Source organism: Bacillus sp. FSL R5-0397, from assembly GCF_038593395.1.
Classification (GTDB): Bacteria; Bacillota; Bacilli; order Bacillales; family Bacillaceae; genus Bacillus; species Bacillus altitudinis.
The window spans coordinates 2,538,287-2,563,535 of record NZ_CP151992.1; the positions used below are offsets into that span (position 1 = coordinate 2,538,287).

Annotated in this window: 19 protein-coding genes; 1 reads left to right on the plus strand and 18 read right to left on the minus strand. The window is 41.6% G+C overall.

Features of this window, described 5'->3' with window-relative positions; all coding sequences use genetic code 11:
• Positions 1–69: 69 nt before the first annotated feature.
• The 11 genes from NSQ70_RS12985 to NSQ70_RS13035 all read right to left on the minus strand — a co-directional run bounded on the left by NSQ70_RS12985 (position 70) and on the right by NSQ70_RS13035 (position 13,444).
• Positions 70–1,092 (minus strand): glyceraldehyde-3-phosphate dehydrogenase, encoded by a 1,023-nt coding sequence (locus NSQ70_RS12985; protein WP_342502199.1) that lies wholly within the window; start codon positions 1,090–1,092, stop codon positions 70–72.
• Between the two features lie 172 nt (positions 1,093–1,264).
• The gene (coaE, locus tag NSQ70_RS12990) at positions 1,265–1,870 is read right to left on the minus strand and encodes a dephospho-CoA kinase (RefSeq protein ID WP_160757460.1); all 606 of its coding nucleotides are present in this window, start codon (positions 1,868–1,870) and stop codon (positions 1,265–1,267) included.
• Positions 1,871–1,883: 13 nt separating this feature from the next.
• Entirely contained in the window at positions 1,884–2,516 is a 633-nt protein-coding gene (gene ytaF, locus NSQ70_RS12995; protein WP_007501684.1) for a sporulation membrane protein YtaF, read from the minus strand.
• A 174-nt stretch (positions 2,517–2,690) separates the two neighbouring features.
• Positions 2,691–3,524: a DNA-formamidopyrimidine glycosylase gene (gene mutM / locus NSQ70_RS13000; RefSeq protein ID WP_017358266.1), complete on the minus strand. Its 834-nt coding sequence runs from the start codon at positions 3,522–3,524 to the stop codon at positions 2,691–2,693.
• A 25-nt stretch (positions 3,525–3,549) separates the two neighbouring features.
• Positions 3,550–6,189 (minus strand): DNA polymerase I, encoded by a 2,640-nt coding sequence (gene polA / locus NSQ70_RS13005; RefSeq protein WP_342502200.1) that lies wholly within the window; start codon positions 6,187–6,189, stop codon positions 3,550–3,552.
• A 254-nt stretch (positions 6,190–6,443) separates the two neighbouring features.
• Positions 6,444–8,186, minus strand: coding sequence for an ATP-binding protein (locus tag NSQ70_RS13010; protein ID WP_017358268.1), 1,743 nt, complete (start codon positions 8,184–8,186; stop codon positions 6,444–6,446).
• A complete protein-coding gene (locus tag NSQ70_RS13015) occupies positions 8,179–8,907 on the minus strand; it encodes a response regulator transcription factor (protein ID WP_007501691.1) in 729 nt (242 codons plus the stop codon). The genes NSQ70_RS13010 and NSQ70_RS13015 overlap by 8 nt, the downstream gene beginning before the upstream one ends.
• Positions 8,908–9,094: 187 nt before the next feature.
• Positions 9,095–10,033, minus strand: coding sequence for a malate dehydrogenase (gene mdh, locus NSQ70_RS13020; RefSeq protein ID WP_007501693.1), 939 nt, complete (start codon positions 10,031–10,033; stop codon positions 9,095–9,097).
• A gap of 34 nt (positions 10,034–10,067) precedes the next feature.
• Positions 10,068–11,339 carry an NADP-dependent isocitrate dehydrogenase gene (gene icd, locus NSQ70_RS13025; RefSeq protein WP_024424789.1) on the minus strand — a complete coding sequence of 424 codons (1,272 nt, stop codon included), beginning with the start codon at positions 11,337–11,339 and terminating at the stop codon, positions 10,068–10,070.
• Between the two features lie 146 nt (positions 11,340–11,485).
• A complete protein-coding gene (gene citZ, locus NSQ70_RS13030) occupies positions 11,486–12,604 on the minus strand; it encodes a citrate synthase (protein WP_160757459.1) in 1,119 nt (372 codons plus the stop codon).
• A 375-nt stretch (positions 12,605–12,979) separates the two neighbouring features.
• Positions 12,980–13,444, minus strand: coding sequence for a DUF441 domain-containing protein (locus tag NSQ70_RS13035; RefSeq protein WP_007501699.1), 465 nt, complete (start codon positions 13,442–13,444; stop codon positions 12,980–12,982).
• A 100-nt stretch (positions 13,445–13,544) separates the two neighbouring features.
• Here NSQ70_RS13035 and ytvI point away from each other — a divergent pair, with 100 nt between their 5' ends.
• Positions 13,545–14,663, plus strand: a complete 1,119-nt coding sequence (ytvI, locus tag NSQ70_RS13040; protein ID WP_342502201.1) for a sporulation integral membrane protein YtvI — start codon at positions 13,545–13,547, stop codon at positions 14,661–14,663.
• Between the two features lie 24 nt (positions 14,664–14,687).
• Here the strand turns inward: ytvI and NSQ70_RS13045 are convergent, their stop codons facing one another.
• The 7 genes from NSQ70_RS13045 to dnaE all read right to left on the minus strand — a co-directional run bounded on the left by NSQ70_RS13045 (position 14,688) and on the right by dnaE (position 25,116).
• Complete coding sequence (locus NSQ70_RS13045; RefSeq protein WP_007501703.1) at positions 14,688–15,077, minus strand: FxsA family protein; 390 nt, start codon at positions 15,075–15,077, stop codon at positions 14,688–14,690.
• 99 nt (positions 15,078–15,176) lie between these two features.
• Complete coding sequence (pyk, locus tag NSQ70_RS13050) at positions 15,177–16,937, minus strand: pyruvate kinase (protein ID WP_024718661.1); 1,761 nt, start codon at positions 16,935–16,937, stop codon at positions 15,177–15,179.
• 27 nt (positions 16,938–16,964) lie between these two features.
• A complete protein-coding gene (gene pfkA, locus NSQ70_RS13055; RefSeq protein ID WP_017358271.1) occupies positions 16,965–17,924 on the minus strand; it encodes a 6-phosphofructokinase in 960 nt (319 codons plus the stop codon).
• A gap of 339 nt (positions 17,925–18,263) precedes the next feature.
• Positions 18,264–19,241: an acetyl-CoA carboxylase carboxyl transferase subunit alpha gene (accA, locus tag NSQ70_RS13060; protein WP_008346075.1), complete on the minus strand. Its 978-nt coding sequence runs from the start codon at positions 19,239–19,241 to the stop codon at positions 18,264–18,266.
• Positions 19,226–20,101, minus strand: coding sequence for an acetyl-CoA carboxylase, carboxyltransferase subunit beta (accD, locus tag NSQ70_RS13065; RefSeq protein WP_342502202.1), 876 nt, complete (start codon positions 20,099–20,101; stop codon positions 19,226–19,228). The genes accA and accD overlap by 16 nt, the downstream gene beginning before the upstream one ends.
• Before the next feature lie 305 nt (positions 20,102–20,406).
• Positions 20,407–21,639 (minus strand): malic enzyme-like NAD(P)-binding protein, encoded by a 1,233-nt coding sequence (locus tag NSQ70_RS13070; RefSeq protein ID WP_007501712.1) that lies wholly within the window; start codon positions 21,637–21,639, stop codon positions 20,407–20,409.
• 141 nt (positions 21,640–21,780) lie between these two features.
• Positions 21,781–25,116, minus strand: coding sequence for a DNA polymerase III subunit alpha (gene dnaE, locus NSQ70_RS13075; protein ID WP_144667183.1), 3,336 nt, complete (start codon positions 25,114–25,116; stop codon positions 21,781–21,783).
• Positions 25,117–25,249: the final 133 nt, after the last annotated feature.

The window sequence follows — 25,249 nt, forward strand, 5'->3', positions numbered from 1 at the left end:
TTTTGCAAGCTGTGTTTTTAGTGGGATTTTCTCTCATTTCTTGAAAAGGGACGTTCATTCTTCTTCATTTCAAACAGCTGAAAGCTCTTTCATCTGGGAACCAACAAACTTTACAAGATCAACCACTCTGCAAGAATAGCCCCATTCATTGTCATACCATGCAAGAACTTTTACTTTTCTGCCTTCCATCACCATCGTTGTAAGTCCATCAACGACAGCAGAATAAGGGTTTGTGTTAAAGTCTGTGGAGACAAGTGGTTCATCTGTGTAATCTAATATGCCAGCAAGAGATGTTTTTGAAGCCGTTGCAAAGGCAGCATTTACCTCTTCTGCTGTGACATCTTTTTTCAAGTCGACCACAAGATCAACCATCGACACATTTGAAACCGGTACGCGAAGTGCAAGTCCATGTAATTTCCCTTTCATGTGCGGCAGCACTAAAGAAAGCGCTTTAGCGGCACCCGTCGTCGTTGGAATGATGGACTGGGCACATGCTCTTGCCCGGCGCAAATCCTTGTGGGGGTTGTCGATATTTTTTTGATCATTTGTATAAGCATGAACCGTTGTCATTAAGCCGTTGTCGATGCCAAATTCATCATCTAACAGCTTGACAACTGGTGCTAAGCAGTTTGTTGTACAAGATGCGTTTGAAATAACGACGTGCTTTTCAGGATCAAGATCATCCTCATTGACACCCATTACAATTGTAACGTCTTCATTTTTACCTGGAGCTGTAAGTACGACTTTTTTCGCTCCGGCATCTATATGGCCCATCGCTTGATATTTTGAATTAAATTTCCCTGTTGCTTCGATCACGATATCAATCCCAAGCTCTCCCCATGGAAGCTGCTTTGGGTCTCTATTATTGAGCAAAAGCACTCTTTTGCCATTGACAATCAACGCGTCATCTTCTGCTGTCACATCGCATTCGTAACGTCCATGATTTGTGTCATATTTAATTAAATGTGCTAGCGTTTCGGCAGGATAGCTTGCGTTCACCGCTACAATTTGAATTTGATCATCAAGCATTGCTTTTCTGAAGACCATGCGTCCAATTCTGCCAAACCCATTGATCGCTGCTTTTACCTTCATGAACAGGTCACTCCTCTATTATGTGTTATACTCAATAAATTTATTTATGAAATTAGTATATCACATTAGAATGTAATTGCCAGTATATAAACGTATATTTTCAAAAAAGGGCTGTTCTTTGCAATGAAATTGACGAAAAAAGCATAAAAAAAGAAGAGTACTGTATGTACTCTTACTTATCTGTATGTTCCCATTCGTTTAATATGTTCTCTAATTGCTTTCTAATAAAAGCAAGATCTTTTGTGTTTTCTATCACGCGGTCTGCTTTTTGGCATTTTTCCTTCAGAGGCTGCTGGGAGTGAATGCGATTCAGTGCTTCTTCCTCGCTCAGGTCGTTTCGATTCATGAGCCGCGACAGCTGCAATTCAGGCGTCGTGTACACAACGATGATGCGGTCGACTAGCCCTTCCAGCTTGCTCTCGAATAGGAGCGGGATATCAAGCACAACAAATGTTTCATTGTTGCTCACCCCTTCATCACGCTGCTCGAGCATTTCCTTTCTGACTTCAGGATGAACGATGGCATTGAGCTTTTTTCTTTTCTCTTCATCAGAAAAAATGATCGCTCCAAGCTGCTGCCGGTTCAGTTCACCATTTGGCAGAAGAACCTCTTCACCAAAAGTTTGAACGATTTGATGAAGGGCAGCCGATCCTTTAGAAACCGCTTCTTTTGCAATGATATCAGCATCCACCACCCGAATGCCTTTCTCTTTTATCATCTGCGAGACTGTGCTTTTTCCGCTAGCAATCCCGCCTGTTAATCCAATGACGAGCGTCAATTCGTTTCCTCCTTTACAGCTTCCACACCCCAATTAAAATGAGCAACAGCCCTGGTAAGCATGCGAGTTTATCGATCCAGCGCCAATTGGCCAAATAATGACCTGCACGCAGTCCGATGCATACAAAAAGAGAACTCATCACAGCGACCGTGATGCTCATGACAATTGGAGAAAAACCAAGAATCGCTGCACCAATCCCTGCACCAAATGCATCGATGGATAAAGCAATTCCAAGAAGCACCGCTTCCATTCCATTAATGGTGCCAGAGCGGTCAATATCTGCACTTGTAGGCTTTCGTAAAATATGAATGACAAGCCCAAGAGACTGCACTTCTACATTGAGAAGTGTTTTTTCATGAAGGAGCAAATCACGCTCTTTCGCTGGTTTATAAAATTGATACAGAACCCAAAGTCCGATGGCAATTAAAATGCCTCCACCCAGTTTATCTGTCACTGAGACAGGGAGGAATGTCGTGAGCAGGCTACCAATCAGCATGGAAATGAGCAACACAATTCCTGAACAGCAAGCAATAATAACGATGGCTTTAAATGGAATCCTCATCTTGCGAAGACCATACGTAAAACCTACAGAAAAGCTGTCAATGCTGACGGCAATAGCTAAAAACAGAAGCGAAAACGAAATCATACCTGTACTCTTCCTTTCTGTTCATGCAACGATGATCAAGAGTCTCTAGGCGTCCTTAGACTCTTCTTCACTATATGAAGAGCAGGTGGGCTGTGTGTCAGTCTACACCTTGCTGAAAAAAGAATGTTTTTTATCGTATGCATGGCAAAAAGGAAGCATGCTGACGGCTTACCTTTATGAAGGGCGTTTTTGGCAGGTCACACAAAAATGGGTGCCGCGCCCTCCCACCACTGTTTTCTCTATGATACTGCCGCACGTCTGGCAAGGTTCTCCCCGCCGGTCATATACAAGAAGCTGTAATTGAAAAGTCCCAATATCACCTTGTGAATTGATGTAGGAGCGAATGGTGCTACCTCCTGCATCAACAGCCACTTGAAGCGTGTCAATAATATGTTTGTGGAGCACCTTGCAAGATGCAAGACTTAGCTGATTCGCTTTTGTTTCTGGATGAATACCTGATTTAAACAGCACTTCATCTACATAAATATTACCGAGACCAACCACGATTTTTTGATCAAGTAAAGCCGTTTTGACCACGCGGGAGGTTTTCTTTAATTGCTCCCATAAATATTCTGGAGTAAATGAGTCTGAAAAAGGTTCATATCCCAGCTGTGATAGCGGAAGTTCTTTTTCTTCTTCGCCTGGCTGAAATAGATGCATCGTCCCAAATTTACGGACATCATGGTACCGAAGTTCGGTACCATCTGTGAACGTAAAGACGACGTGTACATGTTTATCATAAGGCTCACCAGTTTCATGTACACGGTATTTCCCTTCCATTCTTAAATGGGAGACCATCACATAGTGGTCTAAATGAAAGAGTAGAAACTTCCCTCTTCTTTCAATGGTTTGAATGGTTTCTCCTACCATCCTTCTAGCGAACTCTTCCGGTTCCCCAGGACGTTTGATGATATTTGGCCATTTGATATCGACCGTTTCAATCGTTTTTCCTTTGACTAACCGCTGAAGAGTGCGCCGGACGGTCTCAACCTCTGGTAATTCCGGCATGCTCCTCGCTCCTTTTTCTCTCTCTTTATTTTGCGTCGTACCAAGATGGACCTGAAGCGAAATCGACTTTTAGCGGCACATCGAGCTGAAGTGCGCTTTCCATGACTTCAGGGACGATTTTTTCTAATATGGCGATTTCTTCTTTTGGCGCTTCAAAGATCAGTTCATCGTGCACTTGCAATAACAGATTTGCCTGCAGATTCTCTTCTTTTAACTTTCGTGCCATATCAATCATCGCTTTTTTGATGATATCGGCAGCACTGCCTTGGATCGGTGTGTTCATTGCCGTTCTTTCCGCAAAGCTTTTCACATTAAAATTACGGCTTGTGATATCTGGGATATATCGTCTGCGTTTAAGAAGCGTGGTCACATATCCTTTTTGTTTTGCTTCCTGCACGATGTCCTCCATATAGGTTTTCACGCCTTTAAAGCTTGTTAAATAACGTTCAATGAAGGCCGCTGCTTCTTTTCTTGTAATCCCAAGGTTTTGAGACAGTCCATAATCACTAATTCCATATACGATTCCGAAGTTGACAGCTTTTGCCTGTCTTCTCATAGAGGAAGTCACTTCTTCTTCTGAGACATGGAACACATCCATGGCTGTTTTCGTGTGAATATCCATATCTTGCGTAAAGGCTTCAATCAAGTTCTCATCTTGAGAAATGTGCGCGAGTACACGCAGCTCAATTTGAGAATAGTCAGCTGCAAACATGAGCCAGCCTTCTTTTGACGGAACGAACGCTTGACGAATTTTCCGGCCTTCTTCTAAACGAATCGGGATGTTTTGAAGGTTTGGGTCTGTTGAGCTTAGTCTTCCTGTTTGTGTAAGTGCCTGATTAAATCTTGTGTGCACTTTATGCGTATCTTTGCGCGTCACTTTCATTAAGCCTTCCACATAAGTAGATTGCAGCTTTCCTATTTGACGGTAATGCAGAATGGACCGAATAATTTCGTGCTTGTCTTCAAGCTTTTCAAGGACATCCGCAGACGTAGAGTAGCCTGTTTTGGTCTTTTTGATAACCGGCAGTCCTAATTTTTCAAATAAAATCACACCAAGTTGCTTCGGTGAATTAATGTTAAATGTTTCTCCTGCTAACCGATGAATGGTTTCTTCATATTCCTTCAGCTTCTTCGTGAGTTCTTCACCCATTTTCTGAAGACGTTCAACATCCACTTTTACCCCAAGAGATTCCATTTCACCTAAGATGAGGGCAAGTGGCAACTCTAAATCTTCATACAGCTCATGCTGATCATTCTTTTCTAACGCTTCAAGGGTCAAATCATGCAGCGCAGAGATCGCTGCTGCTTTTCTTCCAAGATGGTCTTTTAGCTCTTCTTCAGGTGGAATCGCCTGTTTCGCTCCTTTTCCGTAAATTTTTTCATCGGAAAGGGCTATGTTCAGGCCATATTCCTTCGCCACACTTGCAACGTCCTCATAGGATTTCTGCGGATTGACCACATAGGAAGCGAGCAGGACATCGTTATCGACACCTTTTAGATCAACATCATGCCATCTGAGCGCAACAACCGCTCTTTTGGAATCAAAGACCCATTTCTTCTTCGTTTCATCCTGTACCCATTGTTTAAACGTTTCAGATTGCAGAGCATCTTCTTTTGTCATAAAAAATGCACCGTTCTCATTATGGATCGCAAACCCTATCAAATCGGCTTCGTGATAATTGTCTCCTAGCTGTTCTACCACAAGTGCAGCGTGATCTGTCAGCATGTCCTCCGTGACATCTGTCATTTTCTTCACGTCTAGTTCGTCTATTTCTACTGGTTCATCTGATTCTGGCGCTTCTCCTAAACGCTCTAGCAGCGTTTGAAAGCCCAGTTCTTTATAAAGAGAGATGACCTGCTCCATGTGAGGACCTTCATAGGCGAGCTCTTTGCTTGACACATCTATTGGTGCTTCTACGAGAATCGTCGCCAGCTTTTTACTCATCACCGCTTGTTCTTTATATTCTTCAAGCTTTTCTTTTAGCTTTTTCCCGCTGACTTCGTCAATATGATCAAGCAGATTTTCAAGGCTTTCAAACTGCTTTAGTAATTTGATCGCTGTTTTTTCACCGACACCAGGCACACCAGGGATATTGTCTGATGAGTCTCCCATCAGCCCTTTCATGTCGATGATTTGATCTGGTCTGAGGCCGTATTTCTCTTCAATATGGGCCGGTGTGTAATATTCTACTTCTGTGATGCCTTTTTTCGTAATGGCTACTGTTGTATGGTCTGTTGAAAGCTGCGTTAAGTCTTTATCTCCTGAGAAGATTTTGACCTCAAAGCCGTCCTTTTCTGCCTCTACAGCCAGTGTACCGATAATGTCATCCGCCTCGTATTGCGGAAGCTCGTACCTTTTCACTTGATAAGCATCTAATAGCTCACGGATGAACGGCATTTGTTCTGATAGTTCTGGCGGAGTTTTTTGTCTTCCGCCTTTATATTCCTTAAAGGTCTCGTGACGGAAGGTGGTTTTACCCGCATCAAATGCTACGAGCATATGAGTCGGCTTCTCGTCTTCCAGCATCTTCATTAAGATCATCGCAAAGCCATAAATGGCATTTGTATGTACGCCTTTATCATTGGATAATAGCGGCAAAGCAAAAAAGGCTCGATAAGCGAGACTGTTTCCATCCACAAGTACTAATTTCTTTTGATCTGTCATCTTTTAATCCTCCATCGACTGAGCCGGCTCAGCCGTCTCTTTCGCACATTGTATGTTCATTTTATCAAAGTTTATTTTGAAAAGAAAATAGACGAGCCTGCATAAAAAAGGGACGAAAACAACAAGTGTTTTCGTCCTTCCAAAATTGGCTCCTTGGATGAAGGGGTTCCTATTCATCCTACCAATGATTGATTAACAAAACATGAATTCATTGTAAAGATCATGTAAATTTTAACGCCACTTTCCATTCTTCTCTATTTTGACTTTAAACTCACGGTAAACGTCGTCCCTTTGCCTTGTTTGCTATGAACAGAAATCGTTCCTTCATGTGCTTCGACAAGGTGTTTGACAATGGCCAGACCAAGCCCTGTACCGCCTGAGTTTCTACTTCTATCTTTATCAATTCGATAAAACCTCTCGAATATTCTTGGAATCTCACTCTTTTTCATACCGATCCCTGTATCTGCTACATCAAATTCATAGCTGTCTTTCCTCTGTCTTGCTGTGATCGTGACACTTCCTCCCTCTGGTGTATAGGTGAGGGCATTATTGATCAGGTTGAGGAAAATTTGTTTTAATCTCAGCGGATCTGCCATGACATAGACCGGCTCTTTCGGGACACGCACTTGTAGGTCAATGCCTTTTTCAGCAGCCTTTTGTTTTAGCAGTACTTCAATCTCTTGAATGATTTCTGTCGCATTGGCTTCTTGAATATTCAGCTTAAAATGCTGCTGTTCAATTTTCGAGAGATCAAGTAAGTCTTGGATGAGCGTTTCTAAACGAATACTCTCTTTTAGGATGATGGACAAAAATTGTGTCAGCGCTTCTTTATCGTCAATGGCACCATCCAGAAGTGTTTCAGAAAAGCCTTTAATTGACGTGATCGGTGTCTTTAATTCATGTGACACGTTAGCGACAAAGTCTTTTCGCATCTGTTCTAGCTGCTTTGTTTCTGTCACATCATGAAAGACAAGAACAATCCCTTTCCATTCATCGTCTGTACTTAAGATCGGGACACCATCGACTTGGAAATAACGGCGCTCGATGTCAACAGCGAGACGTAAAAACTTTCGGACCTTGGTTTCTGTCATGAAAATTTCGTCTATTAACTCAATAATCTCTTCATGGGTAAAGGCTTCATGATACAGCTTGTGCATGTAAATATGTTTTTGCACTTTGAATTGCTTGCGGAATGTTCGATTGACTAAGTGGATATAGCCCATTTTATCAATCAAAATAATCCCCGCTCCAATGTTTTCAATGACTGTTTGCAGACGATCTCGCTGCATTTCGCCAGCGCTTGTCATGTCTTGAAGACTTTCTGCCAGACGCTTCATTGATGTATTGAGTTCACTTGTTTCAATGATCAGCTCTTCATAGTTATTTGTATCATAGTTCCCTCGTTCAAGCTGTTTGGCCACCTTTGTGGCATAATCAATCGGCTTTACATACTTCATCGACATGCGATAGCCAAAGAAGACGATGATAATGATGGCCGAACCAAGACAAAAGGCTAATGCAAGCCAGAGCTGGCCGTCAATCTCATTCAAAGGCTGGAATGAAGCATGAAGAAATAAATATCCCGCCGGTTCGTTTTGTTTCATCATTGGAACTGCATAATGAAACAGCGCATCCTTCTCATCCTCAATGAACGTTCCTTTTGTTTGGAGCTGCTCACTTTTCAGTGTGTTTAAAATGACAGCCCTTTGTTCTGCTTGACCCGTTGTATGTATGATATTCCCCTTCACGTCCACAATCGACGCATTCATATCGAGATGCTGCTTTGCTTGATTAAGAATCTTCTTGTTTTGCTCCGCATTCAAATCTTCAACATTCATAGAAGAAAGGAGAAAACTCGATTCCTTTTCCATTCGTTCGGTTAATTTTGTTTCATAGAAAATATGAAACATATGATCCAAGAAAAGACCAAGCGCAACAAACACAATAAACAAGAGAAAAATGAGCCCAGAAAAAAGGCGGGTTCTCACTTTACTCATTTGGCTTTGGCTCCTCCAATTTGTAGCCTAAGCCTCGAATGGTTTTAATATATGTTGGTTTTTTCGTGTTCTTTTCAATTTTGTCCCGCAAGTGGCTGATATGCACATCCACAATACGAGTATCACCTGCAAAGTCATAATTCCAAACCGCACTTAACAATAGATCACGCGTAAGGACACGGCCTTTATGCTTAGCCAAATAAAGAAGCAGTTCAAATTCCTTTGGCGTAAGCTCTAGACGTTCTTCTTGGAAATAGACTTCGTAATGTTCAGGTAAAATGCGCAGGTCTCCAATTTTGATTTGGTCTGCAATGATCTCTTCCTTCTCTTCTTGCACGGGAGCCGGCTGAGATTGCTGTGCTCTTCTCAAAATGGCTTTTACCCGAGCACCCACTTCTCTAGGACTGAAAGGTTTTGTCATGTAATCATCGGCTCCAAGTTCAAGACCGAGCACCTTATCAAATTCATCGTCCTTTGCTGTCAGCATTAAAATAGGGAACATCATTTTTTGAATTCTCAGTTGTTTGCACACTTCAATGCCGTCCATTTTCGGAAGCATTAAATCAAGCACAATCAGATCAGGCTGTTCACTTGCTGCTTTTTCAAGCGCTTCTTCTCCGTCTCTTGCTGTGACGACATCGTAGCCCGCCCTTTCAAGGTTATAGCTTAGAAGTGTTACAATTGATTCTTCATCATCCACAACTAATATTTTTTTATTCATGTTGTGCCTCCAATTAGTGATTTCCCCTGCATCCGGTTTTTTGTATCTTATGTGAAAAGCGAGAAGTCATGCTTTCTCTTTCATTTTAACGAAAGCTTAACAAGAGAACAATTTAAAATTTCGACAAGATTGGCTTTGTAAACAAAAAGAAGACTCCTCATACGAGAAGCCTTCTTTTTTATTCTTATTAAGACAATACTTTCATGACGTTCTTTACAGATTCAACAGAACGGTCAAGCTGACTTCTTTCTTCTTCTGTCAGCTCAAGCTCGATGATCTGCTCAAGGCCGTTTCCACCTACGATTGTTGGAACTCCAAGGTAAATGCCTTCGTAGCCATATTCACCTTCAAGGTATGCAATCGTCGGCATGACGCGGCGTTGATCTTTTAAGATCGCCTCAACCATTTCAACGAGTGAAGCAGCAGGTGCATAATACGCACTACCGTTACCTAATAGGTTGACGATTTCACCGCCGCCTTTTCTTGTTCTTTCAACAATTGCATCAATTCGCTCTTTAGGAATTAATGTTTCCAGCGGGATACCGCCTGCGTAAGAGTAACGTACAAGAGGAACCATGTCGTCCCCATGTCCGCCAAGAACAAAGCCTGTCACATCTTTCACAGATAGGTTTAATTCTTGAGCAACGAACGTACGGAAACGTGCTGTATCAAGAATTCCTGATTGTCCGATGACTTTTTCTTTTGGTAATCCTGATTCTTTATAAACTGCATATGTCATTGCATCAACAGGGTTTGTTAACACAACAATGATCGCTTCTGGAGAATATTTAACGATTTCACGTGTCACACTGCGCATGATTTTTTCATTTGTTGACACGAGGTCGTCACGGCTCATTCCCGGCTTTCTTGCAATTCCTGCCGTAATGACCACGACATCAGAACCGGCTGTATCTTCGTAGTTAGAAGTTCCTGTAATATTCGCATCGAAGCCTTGAACAGGGCTTGCTTCCAGCATGTCAAGTGCTTTCCCTTTTGTCGGGTTCTCAAGCTGAGGGATATCCACTAATACGACATCCGCTAATTCTTTTTGAGCTGTTAGAAATGCTGTAGTTGCTCCAGTAAAGCCTGCTCCGATGACAGATACTTTTTTACGCTTGTTTGCCATTTCCTTTTTCCCCTTTAACTTTAAAGTTTAAGAATCAAGACAAGTTTTTGATGAGCTCGTCAGCAAACTCAGAACATTTCACTTCTGTTGCACCGTCCATTAATCTAGCAAAATCGTACGTGACGACTTTAGATGCAATTGTTTTTTCAACAGATTGAATCACTAGATCAGCAGCTTCTTGCCATCCAAGGTGCTCAAGTAAAAGCACGCCTGATAGAAGAACAGAAGATGGATTCACTTTATCAAGACCAGCATATTTCGGTGCTGTTCCGTGAGTCGCTTCAAAAATAGCGTGTCCTGTTTCGTAGTTGATATTTGCACCAGGTGCGATACCAATTCCACCAACTTGTGCTGCAAGTGCATCAGAGATGTAGTCTCCGTTTAAGTTCATTGTTGCGACAACATCGAACTCAGCTGGACGAGTTAAAATTTGTTGAAGGAAAATATCTGCAATGCTGTCTTTGACAATGATTTTGCCAGCAGCTTCTGCTTCACTTTGCGCTTTGTTTGCCGCATCTTTTCCATCTTGTTCTACAATACGATCATATTGTGCCCATGTAAAGACTTTGTCGCCAAACTCTTTTTCAGCCACTTCGTAGCCCCAGTTTTTGAAGGCTCCTTCTGTAAATTTCATGATGTTTCCTTTGTGAACAAGCGTCACAGATTTACGGCCTTGGTCAATCGCATATTGGATCGCTGCTCTGACAAGACGAGATGTTCCTTCTTCAGAAACTGGTTTGATTCCGATACCTGATGTTTCTGGGAAACGGATTTTATTCACACCTAATTCGTTTTTCAAGAAGTCGATTAACTTCTTCACTTCGTCTGATCCTTTTGCATACTCGATTCCTGCATAGATATCTTCAGTGTTTTCACGGAAGATGACCATGTCTGTGTCTTCTGGACGTTTCACAGGAGATGGTACACCTTTGAACCAGCGAACTGGACGTAAGCATGTGAATAAATCAAGCTCTTGTCTTAGTGCCACGTTCAATGAACGGATTCCTCCGCCAATTGGTGTTGTCAGTGGTCCTTTGATCGCGATTAAATATTCACGAATGTCTTCAAGTGTTTGCTCTGGAAGCCACTCGCCAGTTTTATTGTAAGCTTTTTCACCTGCATATACTTCTTTCCAAGTGATTTGCTTTTCACCTTTATATGCTTTTTCTACAGCTGCTTCAAGAACTCTTGATGCTGCTTTCCAAATGTCAGGACCGATTCCGTCCCCTTCGATAAACGGGATAATTGGATTATTTGGTACATTCAATACGCCGCCAGTAACTGTAATTTTTTCGCCTTGTGACAATGATATTACCTCCCAGGTTATGTAGTGAATATTTGAAACTTCCAAGCTTGATGTCTGCAAGCCAAGAAGTTTTTCACGTGATTCGTTTTTTGTTGATATGGAGACTGATTGGTTTAGATGGATCAGCCTCCGCTATTCTATAAACATTAGTCTCTTTCACTGATCGGAACAAACGTTTGAAGATCAGGTCCAATATAGTCAGCTCTTGGACGGATCAGACGGTTGTTGTCATATTGCTCTAAAATGTGAGCAATCCATCCAGAGAATCGGCTGATCACGAAAATTGGTGTAAATAAGTCATGATCAATCCCAAGACTGTGATAGACAGAAGCAGAATAAAAATCAACATTTGGTGGAAGATTTTTCTCTGATGTCACGATTTCTTCTGCGCGTACAGACATTTCATACCATTTTGGCTCGCCTGTGAGATTTGTTAAGCGCTGGCTCATTTCTTTTAAATGTTTTGCACGCGGGTCACCTTGGCGATAAACGCGGTGGCCAAAGCCCATAATTTTCTCTTTCTTCTCTAGCTTACCATGAATATAGGAATCTACGTTTTCAACTTCGCCAATTTCTGACAGCATCTTCATTACGCCTTCATTCGCGCCGCCATGAAGAGGTCCTTTCAATGCGCCGATAGCAGCTGTTACACCAGAGTAGATATCTGATAGTGTAGCAACACATACGCGTGCTGTAAATGTCGATGCGTTTAATTCGTGATCCGCATGTAGAATGAGCGCTTTATCAATCGCTTCAATTTCTACTGGTGAAGGCTCTTCGCCGTTTAGCATATATAAGAAGTTTGCAGCATAGCTGTATTCTTCTTTTGGCTGTACAGGCTCAAGTCCCTTTCGAATACGTGAGAATGCAGCGACAAGTCCAGAAATTTTCGCTTGTAAGCGAATGGCTTTTCTGTAATTCGCTTCTTTGTCCATAATCTCTGATTCGTCATCAAGTAAACCTAATAAGGATACCGCTGTACGAATCGCAGACATTGGATGAACCCCATCCAGCGAATAAGATTTAAAGTGCTCAATGATCTCTTGCGGAATATGAGCATTTTCATTGAGCTGCTGCTTTAACTCGCTTAGCTCATGCTCATTCGGCAGCTTTAAGTGCCATAACAGGTAGACAATTTCTTCGAAAGTCGCTTTTTCAGTTAAATCATCGATATTGTACCCTACATAAGTAAGAGTATCATCAATAATTGAGCTTACGGATGAAGTTGTTGCCACGATACCTTCAAGACCTCTTGTTGCTGTCATGTTCAATCTCCCCTTTTTAAAAAGATTCCCCTTCGTTGCAAAATTCTCGCTTTTTGAAAGCGCTATCCAACCAAAATAGGCTGGCAGGTTTAGAAAAGAAAATGCTTACATTTACCTATACGGTTAGAGCGCTTTTAGCCTCATATCTCGTGTTTGATCAATGAGTTCAAAATTAAGCCTATTCCCATTATAAACAATAATCAGACATTTGTTAAATGTTTAACTATAATTTTTTTTGATATTTTTTTTTCCAGCCTTCCGGTTCGGGCATGGAATAAAGGGATTTTGCTTCTTTTAATATATTTAATTATGTTTTTTTGCAAAAGCTCACGCCAGAAAAAAAATCAAAAGAAAGTGGCATGAACCACTCTCTTTTTAACCGCTGAAAAATTTCACTGCTTGCATCGCTAAATAGGCAATTCCAGCACCAATCAGCGGGCCAACAGCCACACCTTTGAATAAGCTGACTGCCAAAATCGTACCGAATACAAGTGCTGCTGTGATATGCGGATCGTTTTCGAGTAGCACAATGCCGTTTTTTGCAATTAATGCTACTAATATACCCGCTCCAAGAGCTATCCAAGCATAGGAAGATTTCATCGCTTCTCCAAGTTGTTTAAATCCAATGTCCCCTGTTGCGATCGGAACAAGCACAGCGATCGTGATGACCGTCACACCCCAATTGATACCTTTTGATTGCAGAACCGGGAATATTTTTTGATCCAGGCCAATCAGCTTAATGGCAATCAGCACAGAGACCGCTAAAATTAAGGAATTGTTTTTTGCAATAAGTGCAATAACGAGTAAAAGAACCAAAAACAAATTTGCTTGAGTAAACATACGCCGCTCCTTTCTTTCTTTTTATTGCGACCTTTTCATATTACTAATCTTTTTGAATAAAATGAAGTATCGGACATGCTTGTTTTTTGGAGGGGATTGTGTGAATCACACTTATGTGGGCATTTTTTTGCGAAGTTTGATGATTTTCAGCATCGCCGTTTGTGCGGTTGTTTTTTTATATCAGTCTTTTCCGTTTTTATATCCATTTTGGATTGCATTTGCCGTGTCGTGTTTGATTCATCCAGCCGTATGCAAAATCGAAAACATGACCGGGATGCCAAGAGGTTTTGTTGTCATCATTGTGTTATTACTCTTTTTAGTGGCAGCAGCTGGATTCATGACACTTTTAGTAGCGGAAATCATTTCAGGAAGTGCTTATTTAGCAAAGGTCCTGCCAGGTCATCTTGATCAAATGATTGGGATTGTGGAACGTTTTTTCACAGATCAGATTTTGCCTTTATATCATGATTTGACTGCTCAATTTAATACACTTCAAGCAGGTCAAAAGGAATCGATTTTAGGACAAATCCAAGCACTTGGTGACGAAGCAGCGGCAAAAATCGGGACTTTCCTTTCAAAAACTCTTGAATTCATTCCAGCTTTTTTAGGTCTTTTGCCTGATGCAGCAGCGACGCTTTTATTTTCCGCACTAGCGACTTTTTTTATCACAAAAGATTGGTTTACGTTAAAAAAATATGGTTCTCGTATCTTTCCCGCCAAATGGATGCTTCATACACGTGCCATTTTATCTGAAATCAAAAAAGCCATTTCTGGCTTTATGAAGGCCCAGCTTCTCCTTGTTGCCATGACCATTGGGATCGTGCTGATTGGACTTTTCATCTTAAAGGTCGAACATGCGATTGTGATTGCTCTATGTATTGGTCTAGTTGATTTACTTCCTTACATCGGGAGTGGCACCGTTTTTCTTCCGTGGATCATTTACTCCGCCATGACAGGAAATCTTTCACTCGCCATTGGACTGGGCATTTTGTATATTGTGGTGCTCATTCAAAGACAAGTATCAGAGCCAAAAGTCTTAAGTAAATCAATCGGTCTTAATCCTTTAGCAACACTTGTGGCATTGTTTGTCGGGTTAAAATGCTTTGGTTTTCTTGGACTTGCACTCGGTCCCGCTTCTCTTGTCGTTTGGCAGGCGTTTCGTAATGCAGGGGTTTTCAGAGACCTTTATCAGTACATTCGGTATGGTGCGCAAAAGTAAAAGAGACCTGATGCGAAGGTCTCTTTAGCGTATAATCGTATAGCGTTTGCGATTGGACATATTTCTAAGCCAGCGCTCAAAGAGCGGTTTGATCCGTTTTCTTGTCATGGGAATGAGCAGCACAGCCCCAATCAGATCAGAAAGGAATCCAGGTATGAGCAGCAGCAAACCACCGATCAGAATGCAGAAGCCATCGACAATGGTGGCCCCTGGCATTTTGCCATACTGTAAATCTCGCTGCACTTTCTGAAATGCTTCTATTCCTTGTTTCCTTGCAAAGTAAGCACCTAGTGCACTTGTCAGCACAATGACTAGCATCGTTGGTAAAATACCAATGATGTTACTTGAGATTAAAAATAAACTAATTTCCACTGCTGGGAACAGAATCAATAATAGTAGAAAATATTTTTTCAACCATATCACCTCATGGGGTCTCTTTCATCGAAAGCTGTTTACTTTTTTTAGTGTAACATAAAAAAAGAGAGGAGTCAGACAACTCCCCTCGTGTGTGATTTAAAGGACGCTTGCACGGCCTTTGTAGATCGCTCCGCGTGCTGGATCTACTGTAATCTCTTCGCCTTCTTTTAGAAGTGTTGTGGCACTGTCGAGGCCAACAATCACTGGAATGCCAAGGCTAAGCCCAACGACTGCTGCATGGCTTGTTAGACCGCCTTCTTCCGTGATAAGGGCAGACGCTTTTTCTAAAGCCCCCATCATATCACGATCTGTGCAGTTTGCGACAAGAATCGCACCATCGTACATTTTTTCCTCTGCTTCTTTTCCGCTTTGTGCAATAACAACCGGTCCAAATGCAGATTTGCGGCCAATTCCTTGACCCTTCGCAATGATGTCACCGACAACATACACTTTCATTAAGTTCGTTGTACCAGCTTCTCCAACCGGCACACCAGCTGTAATGACAATCAAGTCGCCATGTCTTACATAGCCAGATTCAATAGATTTTTCTACTGCATTCTCTAGCATTTCATCAGTAGATGACGTATTTGATCCACTCTTCGCAAATACACCGAATACGAGAGATAGCTTTCTTGCTACTGATTCGTTTGCTGTGACTGCAACGATTGGTGCTTTAGGTCTATATTTTGAAATCATTCTTGCTGTATGACCACTCTCAGTAGGTGTCACAATCGCTGCCACATCAAGCTTCATAGCTGTGTGCGCAACAGATTGACCGATCGCATCTGTAATGCTGACCTCTACTTCTTCGCTTCTGCGAGAAAGGATTGCTTTATAGTTAAGTGCTTCCTCTGAACGTGAGGCAATGTTGTGCATCGTTTGCACAGCTTCAACTGGATATGTTCCTGCTGCTGTTTCACCAGATAGCATGATCGCATCTGTACCGTCAAAAATAGCATTTGCCACGTCACTTGCTTCCGCACGTGTTGGACGCGGGTTACGCTGCATGCTATCCAGCATTTGAGTTGCTGTGATGACAGGCTTGCCTAAACGGTTGCATTTTTTGATCAGCATTTTTTGAACAAGTGGTACTTCTTCTGCCGGAATCTCTACACCAAGATCTCCACGCGCGACCATCAGTCCATCTGATACCTCAAGGATTTCATCGATGTTATCAACGCCCTCTTGGTTTTCAATCTTCGGAATGATTTGAATGTCAGCTGCGTTGTTCTTTTCAAGTAGCTCACGAATTTCAAGAACATCAGAAGCTCGTCTCACAAAAGAAGCTGCGATGAAATCGACACCTTGTTCAATTCCAAACAGAATATCATTGGCATCCTTTTCTGTAATACCTGGCAAGTTCACACTCACACCTGGTACGTTGACACCTTTTTTGTTTTTCAGTGTGCCTGTATTCATTACTTTTGTGACGATTTCTTTTCGGTCCTTATTTAATTCTTTTACTTCTAGACCAATCAGACCATCATCTAATAAAATGGTTGAGCCCACTTCTACATCATGAATTAAATCTTCGTACGTCACACTGATTTTTTCAGTGTTTCCCACAATGTCTTCCATACTCACGATAAGATCAGCACCAGCAACTAACTCAATTGAGCCGTTTTCAACTGTGCGTGTACGGATCTCTGGACCTTTTGTATCAAGAAGGATCGCAATGTCCTTGCCTAAAGTTTTACCTGCTTTGCGAATGTTTTCAATACGTGCACCATGCTCTTCAAAATCTCCATGAGAGAAGTTTAGTCTGGCTACATTCATTCCTGCTTCAATCAATTCAGTCAGCTTTTCAATGCTTTCACTTGCTGGACCGATTGTACAAACGATTTTTGTCTTTCTCATTACTGTTCCTCCTAAGGTCTTCTCGTTTTATATAGAGAGCTCTTGTGAAAGTCGGTACATATTTTGATCGACTGTATGCTTTTTATCTAAGATGTCTAAAATATCGTGATGAACAAGTTCGTTGCTTTGAATACCTACACAGCGTCCGCCTCTTCCTTCAAGAAGAAGTTCTACTGCATACGCTCCTAGGCGACTTGCGAGCACTCGGTCAAACGCACTTGGAGAACCTCCACGTTGAATATGTCCTAAGACAGATACACGCGTTTCAAGGCTTGTCTCCTCTTCAATTCTCTTACCAAATTCGACACCGCTGCCTACGCCTTCTGCGACGATGATGATACTGTGCTTCTTGCCGCGCTCATGTCCTCTTCTCAATCTGGCAATAATTTCGTCCATGTCATAGTCTGCTTCAGGAATCAAAATCGATTCAGCTCCGCCTGCAAGACCTGACCAAAGGGCAATATCCCCAGCATGTCTTCCCATTACTTCCACTACGTATGTACGTTCATGAGATGTGGCTGTATCACGAATTTTATCAATGGCATCAATGACTGTATTTAGTGCTGTATCAAAGCCAATAGTGAAATCAGTACCAGGAATGTCATTGTCAATCGTGCCAGGGACACCTACACATGGAAAACCGAGCTCTGTTAATTTCTTCGCTCCCATGAATGAGCCATCTCCACCGATGACAACAAGTCCTTCAATACCGAATTTTTTTAAGTTCTCAATCCCTTTTTCACGACCTTCAACTGTCTTGAATTCAGGACATCTTGCCGTGTAAAGTTTTGTTCCTCCACGATGAATGATATCGCCTACTGAACCTATTTCGAGTTTCTCAATTTTACCGTTAATTAGACCTGAATATCCATTATAAATACCGTAAACTTCTACATTATGGTAAATTGCTTTCCTTACAACTGCGCGCACAGCTGCATTCATTCCTGGGGAATCCCCACCGCTCGTTAAAACTCCTATACGCTTCATCTTTTTCACCTCAGAGACCATATATGAATTAAACATACCATTTCCACTGCTTGAAAACAATCATGAGCAAAACCGGATGTTTTCAATACGAATTTCTAAAACCGTACTTATTATACAATTAAATAAAATGTTTTTAAACAAAAGTTAAGAAAGTCATGAAAGCACTTTGTTCAAAAAACAGTTGATTCAAGTGCTATAAACCTTGTCAAATCAACGTTTTCAGACGTTTCAAATTTTATGAAAACAAAAGAAAATTATTTTCAAATAGCGCTTACATCAGATCGTTTTGATGAAAAAAGACGAAAAAAATAAACGCCAGCCAAAAGGCTGTACGTTTATTTAGTTTACCCCAATATATTGATTTTCAATCGATACTTTACCGATTGCTTTGTATTTTTGATATCTTTGTTCGACTAATTCTTCAGGCGATTGTTTGAGCAAAGATGTAAGTGACTGTTTTAATGTTTTTTCAATGTAGGCTGCTTGTTGTTTCACGTCTCGGTGTGCTCCACCTTGCACTTCTTTAATAACATCATCTATAATATCTAATTCTTTTAGGTCTGGAGCGGTAATTTTCATTGATTCTGCAGCTTTTTTCGCAAGTGATGAGTCCTTCCAGAGCAGTGCTGCTGCACCTTCAGGTGAAATCACTGAATATGTTGAGTTCTCTAGCATAAATAGGTGGTTTCCTACGCCTAAGCCTAGTGCTCCGCCACTTCCGCCTTCTCCAATGACAATACAGACAACCGGTACACGAAGTCCTGCCATTTCGAAAAGGTTTTTCGCAATTGCTTCACTTTGCCCACGTTCTTCAGCTGCTTTACCAGGATAAGCTCCTTTTGTATCAATAAAGCAAATGATTGGACGATTAAATTTATCTGCTTGTTTCATCAAGCGCAATGCTTTACGGTAACCTTCTGGATGCGGCATCCCGAAATTACGGCGCAAGTTTTCTTTTGTGTCTTTTCCGCGCTGATGACCAATGACTGTGACAGGAAGTCCTTTAAACGTAGCAATTCCTCCAACGATGGCTTCATCGTCGCCATAAAAACGGTCACCGTGACATTCGAAAAAGTTATCAAACAGCTCTTGAATGTAATCGAGAGTTGTTGGGCGCATCGCATGACGAGCAATTTGTACTCTGTCCCACGGCTTTAAATTTGTATAAATGTCTGTTTCAAGCTTACTCAGACGCGTTTCAAGGCGCTCAATTTCCGCACTTAAATCCATCTCTGAGTTTTGTGTGAACTTTTTCAATTCATCAATTTTCGCTCGAAGTTCAATGACAGGTTTTTCAAATTCTAGTTCTCCAGCCACTCTCGTTCACCTCCTGTGCTGTGTAGTGCTAAGATTTGGCCTAATGTTTCTTTCATTTCTGCACGGTGAATCACAGCATCTAGCTGACCATGCTTCATTAAAAATTCAGCCGTTTGGAAGTCCTCAGGTAGGTCTTCACGAATGGTTTGTTCAATGATTCTGCGACCAGCAAAACCAATTAATGCACCAGGCTCTGCAAAGTTGTAATCACCGAGAGATGCGAAACTAGCTGATACACCGCCAGTTGTCGGATTGGTCATCACAGAGATAATCAGACCTTGATCCTCGCTGAACAGCTTTAATGCTGAACTTGTTTTTGCCATCTGCATCAGACTAAGAATTCCCTCTTGCATTCTTGCTCCTCCAGATGCAGTGAAGATGATAAATGGCACCTTGTCCGCTTTTGCTTTCTCAATAGCTAATGTAATCTTTTCACCAACGACTGAGCCCATGCTGCCCATACGGAACGTGGCATCCATGACAGCAATGACAGCACTTTGACCTTTAATTTCACCTTTTCCTGTTACGATGGCTTCATTCAAAGATGTTTTTTCTCTGTCTTTCTGAAGCTTTTCTTCGTAGCCTGGGAAACCGAGCGGGTTCTCAGAAATGAGGTGACCGTTAAATTCTTCAAATGTGCCTTCGTCTACAAGGCTTTCAATACGTTGTTTTGCATTCATTTGCAAATGTTTGCCGCAATTCATGCAAACACGTAAATTTTTATCTAGTTCTTTGGTGAGCATTATTTTTTTACATTGCGGACATTTGGTCATGATGCCTTCAGGCACATCTTGACTTGCCTGTTCAGAGGGTACAGATGCATATTTTTTCTTTTTACTGAAAATATTCTTGATTGACAAATGACTACCTCCCTTTTTGAAGGGTTTTTTCTTTACACGCACATCCACTATTATAGGACATGTCATAACTGTACCGAAACTATTGTACTTTTTTTGTCAAACGCTGTCATCCTTCATTCAATTTTTTCAGTGGGGAATTGATGAGAAATGAGTATAGGTTTGGGGCGCTGAGTAGTTGGTATATGTGAATTGTGAACGTCTACAAAAAAATCTCATTTAGGATGAAAAAAATTTCGTGTAAGAGAGGAAATGGTGCACGTTTTTCCTCCAAATTCAGAAAGAACGTGCACACTTTTCCAATTCGATTACTCGCCGATAATCGTTAATTTTCTTGTTTTTTCTGCAACAGCTTCTGGGTCTACTTTGATTCTTGAAACGCCCGTTTCCATTGCTGCTTTTGCCACTGCTTTGGCTACCGCTGGCGCTACTCGTGCATCAAATGGTGCAGGGATAACGTATTCCGCTGACAATTCTTCATCTGATACAAGGGAAGCAATCGCTTCAACAGCTGCAATTTTCATTTCTTCGTTAATGTGTGTCGCACGTACATCAAGCGCTCCACGGAAAATACCAGGGAATGCAAGGACGTTGTTCACTTGGTTCGGGAAGTCAGAACGGCCAGTTCCTACAACACTTGCACCTGCTGCATGTGCGTCTTCTGGCATGATCTCTGGGTTTGGATTAGCCATTGCGAAGATGACAGGATCTTTTGCCATTTTTCCAACCATTTCTTTAGTTAAAGCACCTGCTACTGAAACGCCGATAAAGACATCTGCGCCTTCAATCACTTCTTCTAAAGAACCTTCTTTACGATCTTGGTTCGTGAATTTAGCTACTTCATTTTTCACTGCATTCATACCATTCGGACGGCCTTCATAAATAGCGCCTTTTGTATCACACATGATGATATCACGTACACCGAAATGATAAAGAAGTTTGATAATCGCAATTCCTGCTGCTCCAGCGCCGTTTGCAACCACTTTAATTGAAGACATTGATTTTCCAGACAGCTTCAGTGCATTCACAAGTCCTGCCACTGTTACAATCGCTGTCCCGTGCTGATCATCGTGGAAAACAGGAATGTTTGTCTCTTTTTTCAAACGCTCTTCAATGATAAAGCAGTTTGGTGCTGCAATATCTTCAAGGTTCACGCCGCCAAACGTCGGCTCAAGAAGCTTCACTGTTTCAACGATTTTGTCTACATCGTTTGTTGCAAGTGCGATTGGGAATGCATCAACACCTGCAAAGCTTTTGAATAAGACAGCTTTTCCTTCCATTACTGGAAGAGATGCTTCTGCCCCAATGTTTCCAAGCCCTAACACAGCACTTCCGTCTGTGACAACAGCGACCATATTGCCTTTCATTGTATAATCATACACTTTGCTTGTGTCGTCATAAATATCTTTACATGGCTCTGCCACACCTGGTGAGTAAGCCAAGCTCAAGTCTTTCGCATTTTTCACTTGTACCTTTGATTTTGATTCGAGTTTGCCTTGATTCTCTTTGTGCATATGTAATGCTTCTTCTCTTAATGACATGTGATGAACACTCCTTCAAGTGGAAAATGATTTAATGAATTGCTAAGTTGATAAGCACATACTTGGCAGTTTAAATACACAGAATCTTTAAAATGATAACACAATAGGTGAAATTGTAAAACATATTCAGACGATTTGTCATCATTTAATCACAACGTTTTGTTCACCTAGCAGTTCTTTTAACTGGAAAATGACCGCATGATCTGCATGAACTTTGTATGCATCTGGAAGTCTCATCGTCTTTTTTTGCTTTTCATAATACAAATAGACATCTGCTTCTCCCCTGTGCATGGAGATTACTCGCTTCACTTGTTCTAGCAACTCCTGCGTATGGTTCTCTTCTTTGACTCGAATGTAGACAGATTCTTTTCTTTTAGAGCCCATCTCTTCCAGTAGAACAGCTTCTTGTACGATGATTTGACTGCTCTCATTTCTGACATCTATTCTGCCTTCAACATAAAGCATTGCGCCCTCCTCAAGTAAGGGGGACAGCTTTCTAAATTGCTCTGGAAAGACGACACCTTCCATTTCTCCCGTTTCATCCCCGAATGTGACAAATGCCATCGATTGTCCATTTTTTGTCCGAATCGATTTCACCTTTGTCAAAAGACCACCCATTGAGATCTTTCGCTTTATATAGGAAGAAAGTCTGATGATTTCCACCGCACCATTCTCTCTTAAGCGATCTCGATACGCTTGTACAGGGTGATTTGATAAATATAACCCAAGTGCCTCTTTTTCAAATTGCAGGAGATCAACAAGCGGCAGTTCGTCTATCTCCGCATATTTTGGCTTAATGGAGAACGTTGTATCCCCAAGAAAGTCCAGTTGATCCTCAGGTGTTAAAAATGACACATGGTCTAACGCAATATCTATCGATGCTAATAACGAAGCACGATTTGGATGAAGCTCATCCATTGCCCCTGAGAAAATGAGGGCTTCAATCGTTTTTCGGTTGACACTCTTTGTTGATACCCTTGCGCAAAAATCAAATAAATCTTCAAATGGCCTTTCCTGTCTTGCTCTGTATATATCCTTTACAGCTGACACTCCGACATTTTTAATCGCTCTTAAGCTGTAGCGGATCTCCCCTTTTTCAACCGTGAATGGAAATTCGCTCTTATTAATAGAAGGCTTCAACACCGATATCCCTTTTTCCTTTGCCTCATAGAAATATTGAGCCACTTTGTCTTCATTTCCAATCACACTCGTTAAAAGACCGCACATAAAATATAACGGATAATGCGCTTTTAAATAAGCAAGCTGAAAGCCGATCATGCTATATGCAACAGCATGGCTTCTATTAAAACCATAGTTTGCAAATTTGACGATTAGGTCATAAACGTCATTTGCAATGTTAACAGGATACTCCTTTTTTAGGCATCCTTCAACAAAATGGCTTCGCTCTTCATCAAGCACCTTTTTATCCTTCTTTGAAACGGCTCTTCTTAGTAGATCGGCCTCGCCCAGCTTAAAGCCTGCCATCTTTGCTGCAATCAGCATGATTTGCTCCTGATAGACGATGACCCCATATGTATCCTTTAAGATGTCATACAAATCTGGATGCGGGTAGGAGACTTTCACTCTGCCATGCTTTCGGTCGATAAAGAGCGGGATATTCTCCATCGGTCCCGGGCGGTATAAGGCATTGACAGCCACGATATCTTCTAGACTAGAAGGTTTCAGTCGTCTCAGCACCTGACGCATACCTTGTGATTCGAGCTGGAAAATCCCCGTTGTATCTCCCGCTGATAACAAATCAAACGTTTTCTGATCTTCATATGAAATGTCACTAAAGTTAATGTGGACGTTTTCCTGTCTTTCAATCTGGTTTTTAATGGATTCAATTAATGTTAAGTTTCTCAAACCTAAAAAATCCATTTTTAAAAGACCGAGATCTTCTAAATAATTCATCGCATATTGCGTCAAATACACTCCATCATGCCCTTCTTGAATAGGCACGACTTGTGTGAGCGGCTCCTCACTTAGGACAACGCCGGCTGCATGTGTTGACGTATGTCTTGGTAATCCTTCTACCTTTAAAGCGGTTTGAAACACTCTTTGCAGCTCTTCAGATTGCTGGAGCAGTGTTTTTAATTCTGAGGAGACTGTCACCGCTTCTTTCAGTGTCGTCCCTGGCTTTGATGGGATGAGCTTTGCAAGGCGGTCTGCTGCTTTTGAATCAATTCCCATCACACGTCCGACATCTCTTAAAGCTGCCTTTGCGGCAAGTGTTCCAAACGTGACAATTTGCGCCACATGCATATCCCCATATTTGTCTTTTACATATGAAATGATTTCATCTCTTCTCGTGTCAGGAAAATCGATATCTATATCTGGCATGCTGATTCGTTCAGGATTTAAAAAACGCTCAAATAAAAGCCCGTGACGGATCGGATCGACATCTGTAATAAACAGAACATACGCAACTAAAGAGCCTGCTGCTGATCCCCTGCCAGGACCTGTGACAATGCCATGATCATGAGCATACTTCATAAAATCCCACACAATGAGGAAATAATCACTGAAATTCATTTTTTGAATGATGCTCAGCTCATACTCAAGCCTTTTGATATATGTGTCATTTGAAGCAATCTGTCTTCGTTTCATGCCTTCTTGGCACACTCTTCGTAAAAATTGATCAGCTGTTGATTGATCAGGCGTCGGATAGGTTGGCAGTTTCGTCTGGCCAAGATTTAAATCGACCTCGCAGCGGTTTGCAATCTCAACCGTTCTTGCCAGCAATTCTGGATCATCACCATACCACTTCATCATTTCTTCGATCGATCTGAAATGCTTGTCTGCTTGGTCTTCCTCAATTTCTGATAGCTGCTGGCCTGCTTTAATGGCTTTTAAACATGTATATGCGGTTTTGTCCTCTTGATGGATATAGTGGACATCACCTGTTGCCACAAGCGGGATGTTCGCTCTTTTTGAGAGTTCCCTTAGCTTACGAGAAAGCTCTTCGCCCTGCTGAAACGGCTGAACGGCTAAATACACATGTTCCTCACCAAAAAGATCTTTTAAATGGCTGGCTGCATCCCTTGCTTCATCTAGCTGATCATGTTGCAGCAGCGTTTCAATATAGCCGGATACGCCTGGTGTGATGGCAATAAGGCCATGATGATAGGCTTTCAGCCATTTCTCTTTCAGGCCGGTTTTTGACTTTGATTTCAAGACACTGCTAATTTTGATCAAGTTTTGATAGCCTTCATTGTTTTTGGCAAGGAGGATCAAAGGATAAGCCTCTGTCTCTTGTTCATCTATGAAGACAGAAGCTGTTAAACCAATAATCGGTTTGATGCCATGTGTTTTACATTCCTTATAAAATTCAACCGTTCCATACATCACATGGTCATCGGTAAGAGCGAGCGCTTGATAGCCAAGTTCTTTCGCCTTTAATACGAGCTCCTTGACCTTCGCTGCACTGCTCAACAAGCTGTATCCACTGTGGACCTGAAGATGAACATAGGACATGCTTAATCCACTCCTTTCGTCTAAATTCATTCTTTCATTATAAATCGCGATGCGGTGAGAAACAAATGTTCTTTCTTTTCCGCTCGTTCATACTTGTCCAGCATTCGCCATATATTGAATAGAGTGAGGTGGG

Excerpts from the sequence above, each read along its gene's own strand:
- dnaE (WP_144667183.1), bottom strand. The coding sequence starts at position 25,116 with ATGTCCTATGTTCATCTTCAGGTCCACAGTGGATACAGCTTGTTGAGC.
- ytaF (WP_007501684.1), bottom strand. The coding sequence starts at position 2,516 with ATGATTTCGTTTTCGCTTCTGTTTTTAGCTATTGCCGTCAGCATTGAC.
- NSQ70_RS13070 (WP_007501712.1), bottom strand. The coding sequence starts at position 21,639 with ATGTCATTAAGAGAAGAAGCATTACATATGCACAAAGAGAATCAAGGC.
- NSQ70_RS12985 (WP_342502199.1), bottom strand. The coding sequence starts at position 1,092 with ATGAAGGTAAAAGCAGCGATCAATGGGTTTGGCAGAATTGGACGCATG.
- NSQ70_RS13035 (WP_007501699.1), bottom strand. The coding sequence starts at position 13,444 with ATGTTTACTCAAGCAAATTTGTTTTTGGTTCTTTTACTCGTTATTGCA.
- polA (WP_342502200.1), bottom strand. The coding sequence starts at position 6,189 with ATGACAGATCAAAAGAAATTAGTACTTGTGGATGGAAACAGTCTCGCT.
- pfkA (WP_017358271.1), bottom strand. The coding sequence starts at position 17,924 with ATGAAGCGTATAGGAGTTTTAACGAGCGGTGGGGATTCCCCAGGAATG.
- NSQ70_RS13015 (WP_007501691.1), bottom strand. The coding sequence starts at position 8,907 with ATGAATAAAAAAATATTAGTTGTGGATGATGAAGAATCAATTGTAACA.
- mdh (WP_007501693.1), bottom strand. The coding sequence starts at position 10,033 with ATGGCAAACAAGCGTAAAAAAGTATCTGTCATCGGAGCAGGCTTTACT.
- NSQ70_RS13010 (WP_017358268.1), bottom strand. The coding sequence starts at position 8,186 with ATGAGTAAAGTGAGAACCCGCCTTTTTTCTGGGCTCATTTTTCTCTTG.
- citZ (WP_160757459.1), bottom strand. The coding sequence starts at position 12,604 with ATGACAGCAACAAGAGGTCTTGAAGGTATCGTGGCAACAACTTCATCC.
- mutM (WP_017358266.1), bottom strand. The coding sequence starts at position 3,524 with ATGCCGGAATTACCAGAGGTTGAGACCGTCCGGCGCACTCTTCAGCGG.
- pyk (WP_024718661.1), bottom strand. The coding sequence starts at position 16,937 with ATGAGAAAGACAAAAATCGTTTGTACAATCGGTCCAGCAAGTGAAAGC.